This window comes from Planococcus dechangensis, assembly GCF_042654465.1.
GTDB lineage: Bacteria > Bacillota > Bacilli > Bacillales_A > Planococcaceae > Planococcus > Planococcus dechangensis.
This window is the reverse complement of the sequence record NZ_JBHSGL010000005.1, coordinates 114,908-130,741: the sequence shown is the minus strand read 5'-3', so window position 1 is coordinate 130,741 and position 15,834 is coordinate 114,908. Positions and strand designations below refer to the sequence as shown.

Sequence of the window (15,834 nt, the reverse complement as noted above, 5' to 3'; positions counted from 1 at the left end):
GCCCCGGCTTATGCCGGGGCTTTTTTATTTGCCGCTCATGTCGACAACCACTTTCCCGTTTTTCACCGTCACACGAATGGTGCCGCTTTCTGCAGTGGTTAACAACAGCAGATCCAGCGACTCGAAACGTTCAGTCACTTCGGGGCTCGGGTGCCCATAGCGGTTGTCCTTGCCGGCAGAGGCAATGGAAATTTGCGGTTTCAGTGCCTCCAAAAAAATTTGCGAACTCGATGTTTTGCTTCCGTGATGCCCCACTTTCAATACGGATAACCCGGAAAGTTCATCCCCATAGTTCTCCACTATTTTCCGCTCCCCATTTTCTTCCAAATCACCAGTGAACAAAAAGCGCTGACCTTGATGCTCCATCAGGAGAACGAGCGAATCATCGTTGCCTTCATATTCGCCATCATCTGGAGACAGATATATAAAACGGGTGGCTCCGATATTCCAAGACGCTCCCTTTTTCGGGGAGTCTACCGCGGCTTCTTTTGAGAACGGCGCCAAATCGGCCATTAATGCAGTCGTCTCGGATCCTGGCGTAATGTGCATTCGTTTCACGCGAAGTTCTTCAAAAAGTTCATCTGCGCCTTCTGCATGATCGGCATCAGGATGGCTAATGACAAATAAGTCAAGCTCGGATATGCCCCGCCCTTTTAAATAGGGAACCACCGTTCCTCGCCCCACTTCAAAGGGACGCGAACGCCGCTGATAGCCCTCTTCCCCGAAACGCAGCACGCCGCCCGAATCGATCAAGTACACACCTCTTCGATACGGCAATTCAATCAAGATGCTATCTCCTTGGCCGACATCGAGAAAGCTGACATGCAGCGCCGGGTCTAAAAAAGGTTTAGCGGTCATTAACAGTGCCGGAGCGATGAGTACAAGCACATATCGCAGGCTACGGCGCTTTTCGATTTTCACAAAAAACGCGATGGCGCACGCGAACATCACCACCACTAGCGCTAAGGCGGGTTTGCCGGGCGTCCACAGCTGATGTGGCATAGCCGCCAGGTGATTTGTCAGTTGGGCGATCCACAGCCTTACAGGCTCGTACAGAGCGAAAAACGGCTGTGCTGCTTTGCCCGGAAAAAACGACACTGCCAATAGCAAAAAATTTGCGGGTAAAATAAAGAGTGTAAATAACGGAACATATAAGGCGTTCACCAAAAACGAAGATAAAGAAATTTCATAGAAATGAAATAACAACAGCGGATACAAACTTAGCTGCGACACCGCTGTCACAATCAAACCGGCTTTGAAATATGGAACGCCTTCCAATAATTTCAAGGAGGCGATAATGCCAAAACTCGCGCCATAGGACAATTGAAAACCGATTGAAAAAAGCAGCGACGGTTCGATCAACAGAAAAACGATCCAGCTGGCACTTAAAGCTTGAATCGCCGAAACGCGGAGGCCGAACAAACGGGCAAACAACACCAAAACCGCCATCGTGCATGCACGCATGACAGACGGCGCAGCCCCAGCCAAAACAGCATAAAGCGGCAACGCGAGAATGAGCAGGACGGTCGCTGTTTCTTTGCGGACACGCATGCGCAATAAGGTAAAATAAACCATCCCGGCCACGATTCCCACGTGAAGTCCTGAAATCGCAAACAAATGGGTGATGCCAAGAGTACGCTGCACACGCGCCTCGTCCGCATCGAGCCCACCGCGTTCCCCGAGCAAAAGCGCATGGGCTTCCGATACGAGCGCCTCCGGAAAACGCTGCTCGATATGACGCAGCAGTTTGTGGCGTTGCTGTGCCAAATTCCCGGCAATTCCGCCTTTTGGCGATGCTGCAGCAATCGAGTCGATCGTAAGTATGCCGCGAGCATTATTGGTCTTCAAATAATGTTCCATATTGAAAGCAAATTCATGTGGAGCAGCTTTCGGTTCACTGAAACTTCCCCTTACATGCACCAACACGGCGGGCCCCAAATCTTCCAAACTTTGTTTTTCCTCAGCTGAACCGATCTGGTAGCTGGCATAAACCTGTTGGCCGGAATCGATCGATGCAAATCCATTCATACGGGCACCATCGATCGAAAGCTCATGGAATTCCGCGAGTCCTTCGTAATCACCAGACAATAAAGGCCCATCATCATGGCGGGATTGCGCTAAAAAAAAGGCCGCAAGCGTGAAAACAGCAATTACGGCCATCCATGAAAACGGCTCTTTCTTATAAGCCATCCAAAAAAAGAGCAGCACCATGAGCAATAGCAGTTTTGCTGAGTCATGTGCTGCGTAAGTGGCGATTGCAAGCGCAATCGCCGAATAAAGAAATAACGGTTCCGTTAAACGAGAAGTTCTCCGAATAGTTCCTTCACCCGTTCTTTATAATAGGACAATTCTTCTTCACTCGCCCCTTTGGCGCCAAGCTTTTCAATCAACTCCATGTAGAGCGCTGTTTTTTCCACGCTTAGAAAGTCAATCATGCGTTCATCGAACACGACTTGGATAACTTCGACATTCGCTTGTTCAAGCAGCTCGATCGCATATTCATGATTTTTGTAATCGGCTGCATAATAAAGGCGTGAAATGCCGGCTTGAATAATTGATTTCGTACATTGGAGGCACGGGAAATGGCTGACATACATATCCGCGCCACTGACGCTGACGCCGTATTTGGCGCATTGGAGCAGCGCATTCATTTCTGCATGGATAGTCCGCACGCAATGATTGTCGACCACATAACAGCCTTTATCTATGCAATGGTCGCCTCCCGAAATCGAGCCGTTATAGCCGCCCGCCATGATGCGCCGGTCGCGCACGATGGTTGCGCCGACCGCCAATCGTGTACATGTGCTGCGCAGCGCCAAGAGATGGCTTTGAGCCATAAAAAATTGATCCCACGTTATTCGCTTCATCTGATTGCCTCCTGCTGTTTGATTAAATCAAGTTTAGCAGAGGCAGTGGTCACGTCAAGTAGCAGCGGACAGCTTACCGGACACGGACCAGGTCTTTTAATTGCTCAAAACTTTTGTCACCGATGCCCGTGACGTCCGTTAATTGCTCGATGCTTTGAAACGGCCCGTTGTCGTTTCGGTGGGCGACAATCGCCGCCGCTTTCGCTGGCCCGATTCCTGGCAGTTCCGTCAATTCCGCCTCTGTCGCACTGTTCAAGTTGATTTGAGATGGCGCGCTGCTGCCGGCTGTCATTTGAGCCAATGCAGGGGCGGTTTCTTCTCCAGTTTTCGGCACATAGACCGATGATTCATCGAGCACAACAACCGCTAGATTGATCGAACGGCTATCGGCGTCCGGCAAAAATCCGCCAGCCGCTTCAATGGCATCCGCCATGCGGGCGCCGATAGGCAATTCGTACAAGCCGGTGTTTTTGACGGCTCCTTTAATATCGATCATGACGGTCGTGGCAAGTGGTGTTTGCTCTATTGGGGGTGACGCTGTCTGCTCTTCGAATTGCTGCAAGGACGCCAAGTCTTCAAGGCGGGTCGTTTGCGGGGGGTCACGCAGAAGAAAAAAATACAGGAGAGCCAAAACAACGGCGGCCGGTACAGCAAACCGTACGTATTTGGCGACTTGCGGAGAAAGATTCAGTGGGCATCCCTCGTTTCCGCAGGAGACAATCTTTTGAAGCTATCTGAATTATATATTAACTCTGGGAGCGATGTCCATCGTTCAAATAGAAAAAACCGCCAGCATGCGCCAGCGGTTTTCGTATTATTTTACTGCATGGAAAAAAATCCGTTCGCTTTCATCGTTCGGGGCGTCATCGGTGAAATCTGCTGTCACCGATGTGACTTTGAATCCGGCTTGTTTTAGCCACTTTCGGTACGAGTCAATCGGAAATGTCCGCTGCTCGTGAGTTTCTTCAAAGCGCTCGAACATCCAACCTTCCCGCACGAAAAACGTCAAATCATGGATTACGCTATGCGGCGCTGATCCACGTTCCGTGTGCCAAATATACGCCATGTCCTCGCCATCATAGACAAACGGGCTTTGCATGAAGATTTCGTCGACCTTGAAAACCGAATGGACATCGAAAAACAGGTGGCCTCCCGGTTTCAAAGCAGCGTAAACTTGCTCGAACGTCTTCACCACTTGCTCTTCCTGAGCCAAATAGTTCAGTGAATCGATCGCGATTGTCACCGCATCAAAATCCTCAAGCCCTTCCAAATTGTCCATCGACAATTGCAGTACCGGGATATTGTGGCCCGTTTCCTTGAAACGACGCTGTGCGACCGTCAGCATATCCGCGGACAAATCGCTCGCAGTAACGGAATATCCGAGTTCTGCCATCAATTCCGACAGCACGCCGGTGCCGCAAGCAAGATCGAGGACACTGCCAGAGCGCATCGATTGAGCGATCCATTCCACATACTGCTCATACGGGATATCTTCCATCAAGTCGTCGTATACAGCTGCGAATCTTCCGTAGTTCATGCTTCCAGTTCAGGTGCGTCGCGCCAGAGCCGCTCAAGGTTGTAATATGAACGTTCATCGCGGTGGAATACATGTGCGACCACATCGCCCAGGTCGACCAAGATCCAGCGCGCTGCATCAAAGCCTTCCGCACTTTTCACTTGATAGCCGGCTTCTCCAGCTTTATCCATCAATTCGCGGGCAATCGCCTGCACTTGGCGGTCTGAGTTTGCGCTGCAGATGAGGAAGTAATCCGCCAACATCGAGATTCCCTCCATGTTCAATACGACGATATCCTCTGCTTTTTTATCTTCTGCGGCTTTTTGAGCCAATTGTAATAACGTATCTTTAGCCATTATTTCACGTTCCCTCTCTGTTGCTCAAAATGCTCAAGGCATTTCAAGGAGTCCGGATATACCGGTTGATTTTTGGATTCTAAAAATTCGATCGATTGCCGGACTGCAGCTTCCATCAGTGGGTCAAGGCCTTGCGTCTGTTGCGCACGCAGCTCCTCGACTCCCGGGAATTTGCGGTTCGGTTCAATCATATCTGCGATGTAGATGATTTTTTCCAGGGCGCTCATGTCAGCCCTCCCTGTCGTATGGTAACGGATGGCGTTGAGAACATCCTCATCATCGATCCCGAATTCATAAGATGCGACGTATGCACCAACTGGGGCGTGCCACAGCTCGTGATGGTAGTCGAGCAATTGAGGATCCATTCCTTTGGTTTCGATGATTTGGCGCATCCATTCGCGGTCTGCATATTTCGCCACGTCGTGAAGGATCGCCGCGATGCGTGCTTTGTGTTCCGGAACGCCGTAATGGCGCGCCAATGAAACAGCCGTTCCCATTACACCTAATACATGGATATAGCGTTTTTCAGGCATGCGATCTTTAACTTTTTGGAGCATCAGACTCGGGTCCATACAATCGCTCCTTTCGGATAAAAGCTTCCACTTGCTGCGGCACGAAAAAAGTCAATGGACGGCCAGCAGCTACACGGTTGCGCAGCATTGTCGAAGACAAATGCATCTCCGGCGAATCGACCATCTTGACAGGATAACGGGTATCCGCCTGATAGCCAGGTCGCCCGATGCCGACGAATTGCACGAGTTTCACAAGTTCGTCGATGCGGTGCCATGTATGGAGGCTTTCGATCATGTCGCCCCCGATAATGAAGTAAAATTCACAATCGGGTTCACGCTCTGTCAATTCAGCCATCGTATCGTAAGTATAAGACACGCCGCCGTTGGAGATTTCGAAATCTTCCAGTTGAAACTGGCGATGGCCATCTATCGCCAAACGGGTCATCGTCAACCGCTTTTCCGTGTCGACGCCACTCGCCTCTTTATGAGGGGCGATGGCGTTCGGCATGAACCGCACTTGCTCTAAACCGAGCGTGTGATAAGCTTCGTTCGCCATAATCAAATGGCCAAAATGCGGCGGATTGAATGTTCCACCAAGAATTCCGATTTTCCTTTTGTTCACGGAAGCTCAATCCGTTTATTGTTGACGGATGTCTTATAGAGAACGACTGTATGCCCGATCAATTGAACGAGTTCCGCCTTCGTGCCTTTTGCCAAATTTTCGGCAACGTCATGTTTGCCGTCTTCATTGTTCTGCAGAATGCTGATTTTTACTAGTTCGCGTTTTTCAAGCGCTTCTCCGATCTGTACGAGCATCGCATCGCTGACACCGCCTTTTCCGACTTGAAAGATCGGTGCTAAATGATGGGCTTCGCTTTTTAAAAAACGTTTTTGTTTATTTGTTAACATGATTGCCTCCTAGTTTTTCTGTTATCAGTTTAATCATTTCTTCGGTATCCGGCCGGATGCCAGTCCATTTCTCGAACGCGATGGCGCCTTGATTGACGAACATGCCGACGCCGTTGAGCACGAGACAGCCTTTTGCTTCAGCTTGTTTCAAAAAAGGCGTTTCCAGTGGATTGTAAATAATATCCGCAACGACTGAGCCGCTGCCAAGATGCGTCAAGGAAATCGGCAGCGCTTCTTCCGTCAGTCCGACGGAAGTGGTTTGGATGACGGTGCCGAAATCACTCAGCTGCGCTTCGGCGTCCGCCATGACCAATGCTTTGCTGCCGGTTTCTAGTGCCAGCTCTTGTGCTCTGCGGAATGTCCGGTTGGTGATGGAAATATCAGTGAAACCTGCCCGTTCCAGCGCAAAAGCGATACCGCGTGCGGCACCGCCTGCCCCGACGATCAACAAGGCTTTTTCTTTATCGACAGGGTAGCTCAAAAGAGACCGGACGAATCCATCACCGTCCGTATTGAATCCTTTAAAGCTACGATCTTTTACAGACACCGTGTTCACCGCATTCATATGCTGGGCCGTTTCATCCAGCTGGTCCAGCAATGGGATCACCGCCTGTTTATGGGGCAAGGTGATGTTAAAGCCGCTGATGCCCAGCAGTTTCATCGATTCGATAGCATGCTGCAAGTCAGCCGGTTCGACATGAAGCGGAATATAGGATGCATCTATGCCGTGCTGCTGAAACCAATAGTCATGCATAAAAGGTGATAGTGAATGGGAAATCGGATCTCCGATGACCGCATACCATTTCTTCATTGGAAAACCTCCTAAATGAGCGATGGCCGGACGATAACTTCTACTCCTTTTGGTGCGTGGGCAGCGATGGTGACATTATCATGCTGCACTGTAATCCAGCCGAGACCAGAGAACACCACATCCGTCTTGCCTTCTTTGATGCGGAATTCATGGCGCACGAGTCCTGGGAAATCTTCTTTGTAATCAGCTGATGGCGGTGCAAGCATGCCACCTAAATGTTGGGCATACAGTTCATCCGCGTTGTCCAATTTGGTGCGATGGATATTCAATGAATTCGCAGCATGAACTGTAAATGATGAACGGCTGCCGCTGATGAAATCAAAACGCGCCAGGCCGCCGATAAATAAAGTTTGTTCGGCATTCAACTGGAATACGCGCGGCTTGATTTCATTTTTTGGCATAATGGCTTTCAGATCCTCCGTATGCAAATGATGCGCCAATTGATGATGGTTGATGATGCCCGGCGTATCATATAAAGAACGTTCATCATCGAGCGGAATGCCGATCATATCGAGTGTCGTCCCAGGGAAATGGGAAGTTGTGATGACATCGCCTTCGCCTGTTGCCTGCTTGATGACACGGTTGATGAATGTTGACTTGCCGACATTCGTACACCCGACCACGTAGACATCGCCGCCTTCGCGATATTGCTCGATGGCATCCATCGCTTCTGCAACACCTGTTCCTTTATGTGCGGATACTGTCAAAATATCGACCGGGTTCAAGCCCAATTTGCGAGACTCTTGCTTCATCCAATTGATGAGCTTTTTTTCTTTGACGGATTTCGGCAGCAGATCCGCTTTGTTAGCGATGAGCAAAATCGGGTTATTTCCGACAAAACGGTGCAAGCCCGGGAGCCAGCTGCCGTTGAAGTCGAAGATATCGACGATTTTGACGATTAGGCCTTTGCGTTCGCCGAGCCCGTTCAAAATGCGCAGGAAATCATCATCCGTCAAGGAAACGGGCTGCAATTCATTATAGTTTTTCAATCGGAAACAGCGCTGGCAAATTACTTCTTCTTTATCGAGTGAAGACGGCGGCGCATAGCCGATATCGTCTTTTCGCTCTGTTTGTATCTGTACACCGCAGCCGATGCAATATGGCATTTCTGTCAATTTTCTTCCTCCCACATCAATTGTCCTTTTTCTTTGAGCTTTTTCATGATCCGCCGCTCCACTAATCGGTTAAAGCGGGTAAAGAATCCATCCGACTGGGCAACAGGCAATACGAGGATCGTATGCAGTTTATTGCGGTTGCCCCCAAAAATGTCCGTCAGCATCTGATCACCAATGACGACGACTTGCTCACGCTGAACGCTCATGATTTTCAATGCTTTCCTGAATGCCTTGCCCATCGGTTTCCTAGCCTGATGGATAAACGGAATTCCAAGCGGATCAGAAAAAGACTTGACCCGCATTTGGTTATTATTCGAGACAATGACGACTTGAATGCCGGCATCTTTCATGGATTTCAGCCAATCGATCAGGCGCGGCGTTGCGTCCGGACGGTCCCACTCGACCAAAGTATTGTCTAAATCAGTAATGATGCCCAGAATCCCTTTTTCTTTCAATGATTCCGGCGTAATATCAAAAACTTCTTTCACGTACTGCCTTGGGATAAAATATCGATACACTGTGAACAACTCCTGTTTTACGGACTTAAGTCCATTGATTATACCATATATGCAAGCGGTTCTCCCACCTTGATGCGGCTGCCGTCTGCGATTTCAGAGGCAAATTCGACATTGCCTCGCTCAAAAAACAACGCGACGGTAGAACCGAAGCTGAAATAACCGACTTCTGCGCCTTTTTCCCAATCAGTTCCAAGCTCTGTCAGTTCGATCGAATTCACATACATGGCCCCGACTTTCACGACCACCACCCTGCCCGCAGCCGTCTCGAGTTCTGTAATGAGGCGCCGATTGCCGCTGATCGGGGATTTGCCATATGTCAAACCGAGCTTATTGACCGGATACGATTTATCTCCGAGCATATATTGACGCAGCACCTTGCCATCTGCAGGGCTGTGGATACGGTGATAGTCTGCCGGAGATAAATACAAGATGGCGTACTGGCCGCCGCTATAGGAAGCTGCTGATGGTTCAGAGCCGAGCAGTTCGGCTAGCGAATAGCTGATGCCTTTCACGATAAAACGGCTGTCTTTTCCGATCGATCCGGCAATTTCAATACGGCCATCTACTGGAGAAACGATTTCTGCATCTGCAATCGGGCGTGCCTGTTGTGCCAATTTCCGGGTGAAGAAATCGTGCAAGCTTGGATAGCTTTCCAGCGGCTTCACTATATCCTGTAATTCTATTTGATAGGTTTTAGCGTAATTTGTGACGAAATGGCGACTAACAGAAGATCTGGCAAAACGTTTAAGCAGTGCGGAGCTAGCCTTGCCATTGGTTAATTCTATCATCGATCGGTATAAATGCTTTTTCATAAATGTACCTCCATCGGTAAAATATCCTACCATTTTTTGACGATTCACAGTATAATTGGCGAAAGCACATCGAAAAAAGGAGCGCTTCTATTGTTATTGACCGAAAAAATGGATCACACGATCAAAAGGCTGAAAAGCCAAGCTGCAAATACATTGACGATTGGCAATATGGTTCTTGGTGGCGCCTCATTGATGGCGACTTTGTCCGGGAACTATAGTTATAGCGTACTGTTCATTTTTATTGCCGCTTTTTTGGATCGCTTTGATGGCATGGTCGCAAGGAAATACAATCAAGAGTCTGAATTGGGAAAACAACTCGATTCGATGGCGGACATCATTTCATTCGGCGTGGCCCCGGCATTGCTCATACATCAACTGGCATTGCAAGACTTCGGAGTAGCCGGCATGATCTTCACAGTCATCTACATTTCCTGCGGGGCATTCCGTTTGGCGCGCTTCAATATTTCCGAGTCCACTGGATATTTCACAGGGCTTCCGATTACAGCAGCCGGTACCGTACTGACATTGTCTTATTTCGGCTTTAGTTACTGGTCACCTGCGGTCTATATGTTCATCCTGCTCATTTCAGCCTTGCTGATGATCAGTACATTCACATTGAGAAAAGTATAAAAGCTGAGGGCTTCGTGCCCTCAGCTTTTTTATTGCGCTTTAACGATCCACTCGACTCCATCACCCAATGGATTAAAACTTCCAGTTGACTATTGTTTCTCCTTAGACGCGCTGCAGCATTTTTTCGATGACGCGCAAGACGATTTCTGTCGAATGCTTTGCCGCGACGGGCAAGAATTCATCAAACGATACGGAAGATTCTTTTCCGGCGATATCCGATAAAGCACGGATGACAACAAATGCTGTGTCGTATTGGAAACATACTTGCGCAACCGCAGCTGCCTCCATCTCAGCTGCTTTCATGTCGGGAAATAAACGCTTCACATGAGCTACACGCTGTGGATCGCTCATGAACGAGTCACCTGTCGCAATCAAGCCGACTGCGTGCTGATGCTCACCGATTTCATCGACGGCCTGCACAGCCAGTTCAATCAATTCCTTATTGGCCTTGTACGCGGCAGGCATTTGCGGCACCTGCCCGATTTCGTAACCAAAGACCGTTGCGTCCACATCGTGGTGGCGTACTTCATCGGAAATGACGACAGCGCCAACTTCCAAGTCCGGGTCAAACCCGCCTGCTGACCCGATGTTCAAAACGATGTCAGGCTTGAACTCCTGCAATAGGATAGTCGTTGACATCGCTGCATTAACTTTCCCGATTCCGCTTTTCAACAAAATAAGTTGCTGCCCTTTATATGTACCTGTTGTGAATTCGCTATTGGCTATATCTGTAACAGAAGGATTCGCCAATTGTTTGCGCAGCAATTCCACTTCTTCTTCCATTGCACCAATTACACCGATTCTCATTACATCCGCTCCTTGCATCCATGATTACGCCTGAAAAACGGCGCCCTTTTAGTAGGCGCCGTCCAGCGTTTTAAGTACATCCATTTTCTCTGGTTTCCAACCTTCACCGTCGACCCACGTCAAGAACACGCGGTATTTTTCGGATTGGTCTTTAGACTGGACTGTTGCAATCGATTTTTGAGGGCCTCCGCCGTTTTGGACCATCATGACATACATCTCATTTTCGGACAATCCGGTAGCGTAGGTAACCGCTTCGATTTTTTCATTCCAATCCACTGAGTTCTTCTGGTAGGAAGAAACATGATCTCCGCTCTGGCTAGTGCCGATTGGCTCCCAGCTTGTGTTGACGATCGTTTCGCTGACGATAGGGTCGTTGGAGTCTTCGCGCGTAATCGTACCGCCTTTCGTCTCCTCCTCTTCCTCGTCTTTAGCTTCTTCTTCCTCTTCTTCTTTCGCTGCCTCTTCTTCTGCTTGCTCTTCTTCAAGATCATTTTCTTCGGCAGTTACTGCATCTTCTTCACTCGTTTGGTTTTCAGTTTCCGGTGCCACTTCTACCGACTCCGGTTCTGCTGAATCATCGCGGCCTCCGAATATGAGAGTCGCTCCTATGATAATCACCAAAGTAAATACTAGGGCGATCATTATATTCAGAATCGAATTTGAACGATTGTTATTGTTCTTCTTCTTATTCAAACGAGAGGGATAAGATTGTTCTTTGTTGGCCATGCTATGCCCCCCTTTCACAATAGTTTATCATAATTTGCCCATGACAAATTTGACGTTTCAACTAAAGTTTTGTTTCAATCACGAAAAAACAGCCACTCCTCGGAATGGCTGGGTGCATCAGTTGATCGATACAATCTTGACTTCCATTTCCCCGCCAGGCGTCAATACTTTCACGCGATCCCCAACCGTATGGCCAAGCATGCTCTTGGCAATAGGAGAGTCATTCGAAATACGGCCTTCCAACGGATCTGCTTCTGCGGATCCAACGATTGTGTATGCTTCTTCATCGCCGCCTGGAACTTCCACAAACGTGACGGTTTTCCCTAATCGGACGATATCGTTGCTTGCTTCGGTTTCATTTATAATCACCGCATTGCGGATCATTGATTCTAGTGTAGAAATGCGTCCTTCCACAAATGCTTGGTCTTCTTTAGCGGAATCATATTCAGAGTTCTCGGACAAGTCCCCAAAACTGCGTGCCACTTTGATGCGTTCCACCACTTCTTTGCGTTTAACCGTTTTCAAATAATCCAGTTCGTCTTCCAACTTCTGCTTTCCGGCAGCTGTCATCGGAAATTGTTTATCGTTAGCCATACTCTTCCCACTCCTTCAACTGCTGACTAGGAATGCGTAGCACCCGTCAGTCTCGTATCATTCTATTATAAATTTCCAATCTATTCAAGAATTGTTTTAATTTTTGTAACCATTAGATCAATTGCGACTTCATTTTGACCGCCTTCTGGAATGATGACGTCCGCATAACGCTTGGTCGGCTCGATAAATTGATTGTGCATCGGGCGTACGACCGTCAAATATTGGTCGATAACCGAATCGATCGTCCGCCCACGCTCATTGATGTCGCGCATTAAGCGGCGGATGATCCGAAGGTCGCCATCGGTATCGACGAACAATTTAATATCCATCAAATCGCGCAAGCGTTCGTCTTCAAGCACGAGAATGCCTTCTAGGATGATGACATCTTTCGGTTCGATCAAGATGCTTTCTTCTGAACGCGTATGCAATGCATAATTATAGACCGGTTTTTCAATCGGCCGTCGCTCAAGCAATTCATTCACGTGATTGATCAGCAACTCGGTATCAAAAGCCAACGGATGGTCATAATTCGTCTCCAGCCGCTCATCGAATTCTAGGTGGCTTTGATCCTTATAATAATAATCCTGTTCGATGACGACGACAGAATGTTCTTTGAATACTTCATAGATGGAATTTGTTACGCTCGTTTTACCTGAACCTGATCCACCAGCTATTCCAATGACGACCGGCCTGTTTTTGGACATATCAATTAACTCCTTGGATTTCGATTTTCATTTTTTGGTGCAGACGAGAAGGCCATCCCCTACCGCTAGCAACTCGCACTGGAACCTTGGGTGTTCAGCCATTTTCTCGCGGAACGACCGGATGTTGCGGATCATTGTGCGCTTGCGTCTCGGCACATCTTGGATCGGCACTTCCGTCATGCCATGCATCGACATATTATCGCAATAAATCATGCCCTTGTCACCCAACAACGGTTCATATTTTTCAAAAAACCGATCGTACTGCCCCTTTGCTGCATCGATAAAGATTGCGTCATAAGGTCCATCCAATTCAGCAGGATCCACTTCCAGTGCGTCTGCACAAATTGCGCGGACCCGGCTTTTCATCGGGGAGCTGTCGATATACTCCATCGCTTTTTCGTAACGGTCGACATCTCGCTCGATCGTGTCGATATGCGCGGCGGGCAACGCTTCGGCGATGCGCAAAGCCGAATAGCCGATCGCCGTGCCAAGCTCAAGCAGCTTTTGTGGCTGCTGTTGTTTCAGCAAATCGACCAATTCGCCTATGCCCTGCTCTTCCATAATCGGCACATGATGTTGCGCAGCGTACGAACGCATCTCGGTGAATAATGCACCCGCTGATTGGTCAGCCATGATTCCGCCTCTTTTCTTTTGGTATTCTCCCTTTATGAACATAAAAGAAGAAGGGAAATGGATTCCCTTCCTTTTTCATCAATTTCCGATATGTTCATCCCGGTATTTAAGATGCTGTTCATAAGTTGTTGAAAAATAATTATTGCCTTCTGAATCCGCTAAGAAGAATAGGTATTCAGTTTGGTTCGGGTTAAGTACCGCTTCAATCGAGGAAGCGCCGGACGCCGCTATCGGCCCAGGGGGCAATCCTTGATTTGTATAGGTGCTGTAAGGATCTTCATATTCATAGTCAGAGTTGAATAAACGGTCTTTGTGCTCGCCCATTGCATAGATGACTGTCGGGTCCGTTTGCAACGGCATATCCACATCCAAGCGGTTGTAGAATACGCTTGCAATGGTCTGGCGGTCTGACATCGATGTAGCTTCCTCTTCCAATAATGAAGCGAAGGTCAAAAGCCAATGAGGAGTTAGTTCTTGTTCCTGCAAGACAGCATGGTATGGCTCGATGTTCGCTTTCGTTGCATCCAGCATTTGTTCAATGAGCAGCGTCAAGGAAGGATCTTCCTCATAAATCGAGTAAGTTGCAGGGAATAAATAACCTTCCAATGCGAATTTAACGTCTTCTCCCTTGATTTCTTCTGTCAACAAATCCGGGTATTTGACCATCAATTCGTCGATATATGCTTCATCCTGCACCTGGGCCATGAACTCTTCTGCCGTATAATCGGTATTCGGCTCGATGACACGCTCGCCAATTTCCACCAATGTCAGCCCTTCCGGAACGTTAATCGTAAACAACGGCTCGTGGTAGACTTTCCCGGTTTTCAGGCTTTCCGTGATTTCATCCAAAGTCATGGATTGCGTCAGCCCATAGCTGCCTGCCTGAAATGAAGATTCGTTTTGAAACTTGACGTAATACTTGTAGATTCGTGCATCTTTAATCAGCTCGTTATCTTCAAGCAATGCGGCAATGCTGTCCAAATTGGAACCGATCGGCACGTCAATGTTGATGACTTCTTCAGAATCCGGATCTACAGGCGACAGTGCTTCTGAAACATAGCTATAAGCCTGCCATCCAGCAACTGCAACGATCAATAACAGCACAAGCGCGACGATCAAGACAATCCGCCGGACAACTCGGACTTCTTTTTTCTTTTCCTTCATCCTGTCGAACATGATATCTTTTTTCGACTGCTTTTCCACGGGTGTTCCCCCTCAGCTATTCATCTTTCCTAAAAGGCGGTTCAATCGAAAGGGACGGAATCTAGGTTCAATTCCGTCCCCTTTATGATTATTGCTCTTCGTCTTCTTCTTCTTGCTCAAGGAAAGTGTTCAGCATTTCTTCGATCATGTCCCATTCTTCTTCTGTTTCTACCGGGCGAAGTTCGCCGCCGGAAACCGTTTCTTCAGAAGCTGGGTTTTCAGTGAATGAAGATGCGTGGATTTCGATCTCGCCTTCTTCGTCTTCATCTGCTCCAACCGGGAAATACAAAACATAGGATTTTCCGAAATCTTCGGACTCGAATGTGAACAGCACCTCGAATAATTGCTCATTGCCGTGCTCGTCCACTACTGTAATATGCTCTTGACCATGTTCCATTCGTGTCACCTCATCATTTTTTTGAATCAAGATAGCCTTGCAAAATCATCATTGCCGCCATCTTGTCGATCACTTTTTTGCGGTTTTTCCGGCTGACATCGGCCGAGATCAGCATTTTCTCTGCTGCCATCGTCGTCAGCCTTTCATCCCAAAGCACTACCGGTATATCATATCCTTCTTTTAGCAATGCTGCAAACTTTTCGGAAGCCTCGGCACGCGGCCCGATAGAGTTGTTCATGTTCTTCGGGTACCCCACGACCACTTCCGTCACTTTGTATTCCTTGATCAATTCGCCAAGACGCTCGAGCCCGAACATTTCGTTCGCTTCGTCTATCTTGACGGTTTCAATGCCTTGGGCTGTCCAGCCAAGCGCATCACTGATTGCCACTCCAATTGTTTTGGAGCCGACATCTAATCCCATTGTGCGCATAATTATTCCCCGTTATTCTTTTTGATATAAAACTTGACCAATTCTTCAAGTATTTCATCCCGCTCCAGTTTGCGGATCATATTGCGTGCATCCTGATGGCGAGGAATATAAGCCGGATCACCGGATAATAGATACCCGACGATTTGATTGATCGGGTTATAGCCTTTTTCCTCTAAAGCAGCATGGACTTGCAACATTACCTGCTTTACGTCCTGCTCCATCGATTCATCGGATGAATCGAATTTCATCGTGCGATCAAATGAGCTCACGACAAACACCTCGCTTTCGGAATAT

General features: G+C 48.2%; 22 protein-coding genes. 1 reads left to right on the top strand and 21 read right to left on the bottom strand.

Annotation, left to right across the window (positions count from 1 at the left end):
• Positions 1 to 24: 24 nt before the first annotated feature.
• The 12 genes from ACFO5U_RS03670 to ACFO5U_RS03615 form a co-directional block, all read right to left on the bottom strand.
• On the bottom strand, positions 25 to 2,190 hold the full coding sequence (locus tag ACFO5U_RS03670) for a DNA internalization-related competence protein ComEC/Rec2 (RefSeq protein ID WP_377276807.1): 2,166 nt from the start codon (positions 2,188 to 2,190) through the stop codon (positions 25 to 27).
• A 104-nt stretch (positions 2,191 to 2,294) separates the two neighbouring features.
• Positions 2,295 to 2,867: a ComE operon protein 2 gene (locus ACFO5U_RS03665; RefSeq protein ID WP_377276805.1), complete on the bottom strand. Its 573-nt coding sequence runs from the start codon at positions 2,865 to 2,867 to the stop codon at positions 2,295 to 2,297.
• Between the two features lie 73 nt (positions 2,868 to 2,940).
• On the bottom strand, positions 2,941 to 3,429 hold the full coding sequence (locus ACFO5U_RS03660) for a helix-hairpin-helix domain-containing protein (protein ID WP_377276803.1): 489 nt from the start codon (positions 3,427 to 3,429) through the stop codon (positions 2,941 to 2,943).
• 252 nt (positions 3,430 to 3,681) lie between these two features.
• Complete coding sequence (locus ACFO5U_RS03655; RefSeq protein ID WP_377276802.1) at positions 3,682 to 4,404, bottom strand: class I SAM-dependent DNA methyltransferase; 723 nt, start codon at positions 4,402 to 4,404, stop codon at positions 3,682 to 3,684.
• The gene (rsfS, locus tag ACFO5U_RS03650; RefSeq protein ID WP_377276800.1) at positions 4,401 to 4,739 is read right to left on the bottom strand and encodes a ribosome silencing factor; all 339 of its coding nucleotides are present in this window, start codon (positions 4,737 to 4,739) and stop codon (positions 4,401 to 4,403) included. The genes ACFO5U_RS03655 and rsfS overlap by 4 nt, the downstream gene beginning before the upstream one ends.
• Complete coding sequence (yqeK, locus tag ACFO5U_RS03645; protein ID WP_377276798.1) at positions 4,739 to 5,311, bottom strand: bis(5'-nucleosyl)-tetraphosphatase (symmetrical) YqeK; 573 nt, start codon at positions 5,309 to 5,311, stop codon at positions 4,739 to 4,741. The genes rsfS and yqeK overlap by 1 nt, the downstream gene beginning before the upstream one ends.
• A complete protein-coding gene (locus tag ACFO5U_RS03640) occupies positions 5,280 to 5,873 on the bottom strand; it encodes a nicotinate-nucleotide adenylyltransferase (RefSeq protein WP_377276797.1) in 594 nt (197 codons plus the stop codon). Before ACFO5U_RS03640 ends, yqeK begins: the two co-directional genes overlap by 32 nt.
• The gene (gene yhbY, locus ACFO5U_RS03635) at positions 5,870 to 6,160 is read right to left on the bottom strand and encodes a ribosome assembly RNA-binding protein YhbY (RefSeq protein ID WP_377276795.1); all 291 of its coding nucleotides are present in this window, start codon (positions 6,158 to 6,160) and stop codon (positions 5,870 to 5,872) included. Before yhbY ends, ACFO5U_RS03640 begins: the two co-directional genes overlap by 4 nt.
• Positions 6,147 to 6,971 carry a shikimate dehydrogenase gene (gene aroE, locus ACFO5U_RS03630; RefSeq protein WP_377276793.1) on the bottom strand — a complete coding sequence of 275 codons (825 nt, stop codon included), beginning with the start codon at positions 6,969 to 6,971 and terminating at the stop codon, positions 6,147 to 6,149. Before aroE ends, yhbY begins: the two co-directional genes overlap by 14 nt.
• A gap of 11 nt (positions 6,972 to 6,982) precedes the next feature.
• Positions 6,983 to 8,086, bottom strand: a complete 1,104-nt coding sequence (gene yqeH / locus ACFO5U_RS03625) for a ribosome biogenesis GTPase YqeH (RefSeq protein WP_377276791.1) — start codon at positions 8,084 to 8,086, stop codon at positions 6,983 to 6,985.
• Positions 8,083 to 8,613 (bottom strand): YqeG family HAD IIIA-type phosphatase, encoded by a 531-nt coding sequence (locus ACFO5U_RS03620; RefSeq protein ID WP_377276789.1) that lies wholly within the window; start codon positions 8,611 to 8,613, stop codon positions 8,083 to 8,085. The genes yqeH and ACFO5U_RS03620 overlap by 4 nt, the downstream gene beginning before the upstream one ends.
• Before the next feature lie 29 nt (positions 8,614 to 8,642).
• On the bottom strand, positions 8,643 to 9,416 hold the full coding sequence (locus tag ACFO5U_RS03615; RefSeq protein ID WP_377276788.1) for a phosphatidylserine decarboxylase: 774 nt from the start codon (positions 9,414 to 9,416) through the stop codon (positions 8,643 to 8,645).
• A 90-nt stretch (positions 9,417 to 9,506) separates the two neighbouring features.
• Here ACFO5U_RS03615 and pssA point away from each other — a divergent pair, with 90 nt between their 5' ends.
• Complete coding sequence (gene pssA, locus ACFO5U_RS03610; RefSeq protein WP_377276786.1) at positions 9,507 to 10,046, top strand: CDP-diacylglycerol--serine O-phosphatidyltransferase; 540 nt, start codon at positions 9,507 to 9,509, stop codon at positions 10,044 to 10,046.
• 102 nt (positions 10,047 to 10,148) lie between these two features.
• Here the strand turns inward: pssA and mtnN are convergent, their stop codons facing one another.
• The 9 genes from mtnN to ACFO5U_RS03565 all read right to left on the bottom strand — a co-directional run bounded on the left by mtnN (position 10,149) and on the right by ACFO5U_RS03565 (position 15,809).
• Positions 10,149 to 10,853, bottom strand: a complete 705-nt coding sequence (gene mtnN / locus ACFO5U_RS03605; protein WP_377276784.1) for a 5'-methylthioadenosine/S-adenosylhomocysteine nucleosidase — start codon at positions 10,851 to 10,853, stop codon at positions 10,149 to 10,151.
• Between the two features lie 48 nt (positions 10,854 to 10,901).
• Positions 10,902 to 11,579 carry a YrrS family protein gene (locus ACFO5U_RS03600; protein ID WP_377276782.1) on the bottom strand — a complete coding sequence of 226 codons (678 nt, stop codon included), beginning with the start codon at positions 11,577 to 11,579 and terminating at the stop codon, positions 10,902 to 10,904.
• Between the two features lie 117 nt (positions 11,580 to 11,696).
• Positions 11,697 to 12,173: a transcription elongation factor GreA gene (greA, locus tag ACFO5U_RS03595; protein ID WP_377276781.1), complete on the bottom strand. Its 477-nt coding sequence runs from the start codon at positions 12,171 to 12,173 to the stop codon at positions 11,697 to 11,699.
• A gap of 80 nt (positions 12,174 to 12,253) precedes the next feature.
• On the bottom strand, positions 12,254 to 12,877 hold the full coding sequence (gene udk / locus ACFO5U_RS03590) for a uridine kinase (protein ID WP_377276779.1): 624 nt from the start codon (positions 12,875 to 12,877) through the stop codon (positions 12,254 to 12,256).
• A 27-nt stretch (positions 12,878 to 12,904) separates the two neighbouring features.
• Entirely contained in the window at positions 12,905 to 13,510 is a 606-nt protein-coding gene (locus ACFO5U_RS03585; protein ID WP_377276778.1) for an O-methyltransferase, read from the bottom strand.
• 78 nt (positions 13,511 to 13,588) lie between these two features.
• Positions 13,589 to 14,713, bottom strand: a complete 1,125-nt coding sequence (mltG, locus tag ACFO5U_RS03580; RefSeq protein ID WP_377276773.1) for an endolytic transglycosylase MltG — start codon at positions 14,711 to 14,713, stop codon at positions 13,589 to 13,591.
• Positions 14,714 to 14,801: 88 nt separating this feature from the next.
• Positions 14,802 to 15,110 (bottom strand): DUF1292 domain-containing protein, encoded by a 309-nt coding sequence (locus tag ACFO5U_RS03575; RefSeq protein ID WP_377276770.1) that lies wholly within the window; start codon positions 15,108 to 15,110, stop codon positions 14,802 to 14,804.
• Positions 15,111 to 15,123: 13 nt separating this feature from the next.
• Positions 15,124 to 15,540, bottom strand: a complete 417-nt coding sequence (ruvX, locus tag ACFO5U_RS03570; RefSeq protein ID WP_377276768.1) for a Holliday junction resolvase RuvX — start codon at positions 15,538 to 15,540, stop codon at positions 15,124 to 15,126.
• 2 nt (positions 15,541 to 15,542) lie between these two features.
• On the bottom strand, positions 15,543 to 15,809 hold the full coding sequence (locus ACFO5U_RS03565; protein ID WP_191715929.1) for an IreB family regulatory phosphoprotein: 267 nt from the start codon (positions 15,807 to 15,809) through the stop codon (positions 15,543 to 15,545).
• Positions 15,810 to 15,834 lie beyond the last annotated feature (25 nt).

What these genes read in the sequence shown, in the direction of transcription:
- ACFO5U_RS03670 (WP_377276807.1), bottom strand. Translation starts at nt 2,190, where the DNA reads ATGGCTTATAAGAAAGAGCCGTTTTCATGGATGGCCGTAATTGCTGTT.
- ACFO5U_RS03665 (WP_377276805.1), bottom strand. Translation starts at nt 2,867, where the DNA reads ATGAAGCGAATAACGTGGGATCAATTTTTTATGGCTCAAAGCCATCTC.
- ACFO5U_RS03655 (WP_377276802.1), bottom strand. Translation starts at nt 4,404, where the DNA reads ATGAACTACGGAAGATTCGCAGCTGTATACGACGACTTGATGGAAGAT.
- rsfS (WP_377276800.1), bottom strand. Translation starts at nt 4,739, where the DNA reads ATGGCTAAAGATACGTTATTACAATTGGCTCAAAAAGCCGCAGAAGAT.
- yqeK (WP_377276798.1), bottom strand. Translation starts at nt 5,311, where the DNA reads ATGGACCCGAGTCTGATGCTCCAAAAAGTTAAAGATCGCATGCCTGAA.
- yhbY (WP_377276795.1), bottom strand. Translation starts at nt 6,160, where the DNA reads ATGTTAACAAATAAACAAAAACGTTTTTTAAAAAGCGAAGCCCATCAT.
- aroE (WP_377276793.1), bottom strand. Translation starts at nt 6,971, where the DNA reads ATGAAGAAATGGTATGCGGTCATCGGAGATCCGATTTCCCATTCACTA.
- ACFO5U_RS03615 (WP_377276788.1), bottom strand. Translation starts at nt 9,416, where the DNA reads ATGAAAAAGCATTTATACCGATCGATGATAGAATTAACCAATGGCAAG.
- mtnN (WP_377276784.1), bottom strand. Translation starts at nt 10,853, where the DNA reads ATGAGAATCGGTGTAATTGGTGCAATGGAAGAAGAAGTGGAATTGCTG.
- ACFO5U_RS03600 (WP_377276782.1), bottom strand. Translation starts at nt 11,579, where the DNA reads ATGGCCAACAAAGAACAATCTTATCCCTCTCGTTTGAATAAGAAGAAG.
- greA (WP_377276781.1), bottom strand. Translation starts at nt 12,173, where the DNA reads ATGGCTAACGATAAACAATTTCCGATGACAGCTGCCGGAAAGCAGAAG.
- udk (WP_377276779.1), bottom strand. Translation starts at nt 12,877, where the DNA reads ATGTCCAAAAACAGGCCGGTCGTCATTGGAATAGCTGGTGGATCAGGT.
- ACFO5U_RS03585 (WP_377276778.1), bottom strand. Translation starts at nt 13,510, where the DNA reads ATGGCTGACCAATCAGCGGGTGCATTATTCACCGAGATGCGTTCGTAC.
- ACFO5U_RS03575 (WP_377276770.1), bottom strand. Translation starts at nt 15,110, where the DNA reads ATGGAACATGGTCAAGAGCATATTACAGTAGTGGACGAGCACGGCAAT.
- ruvX (WP_377276768.1), bottom strand. Translation starts at nt 15,540, where the DNA reads ATGCGCACAATGGGATTAGATGTCGGCTCCAAAACAATTGGAGTGGCA.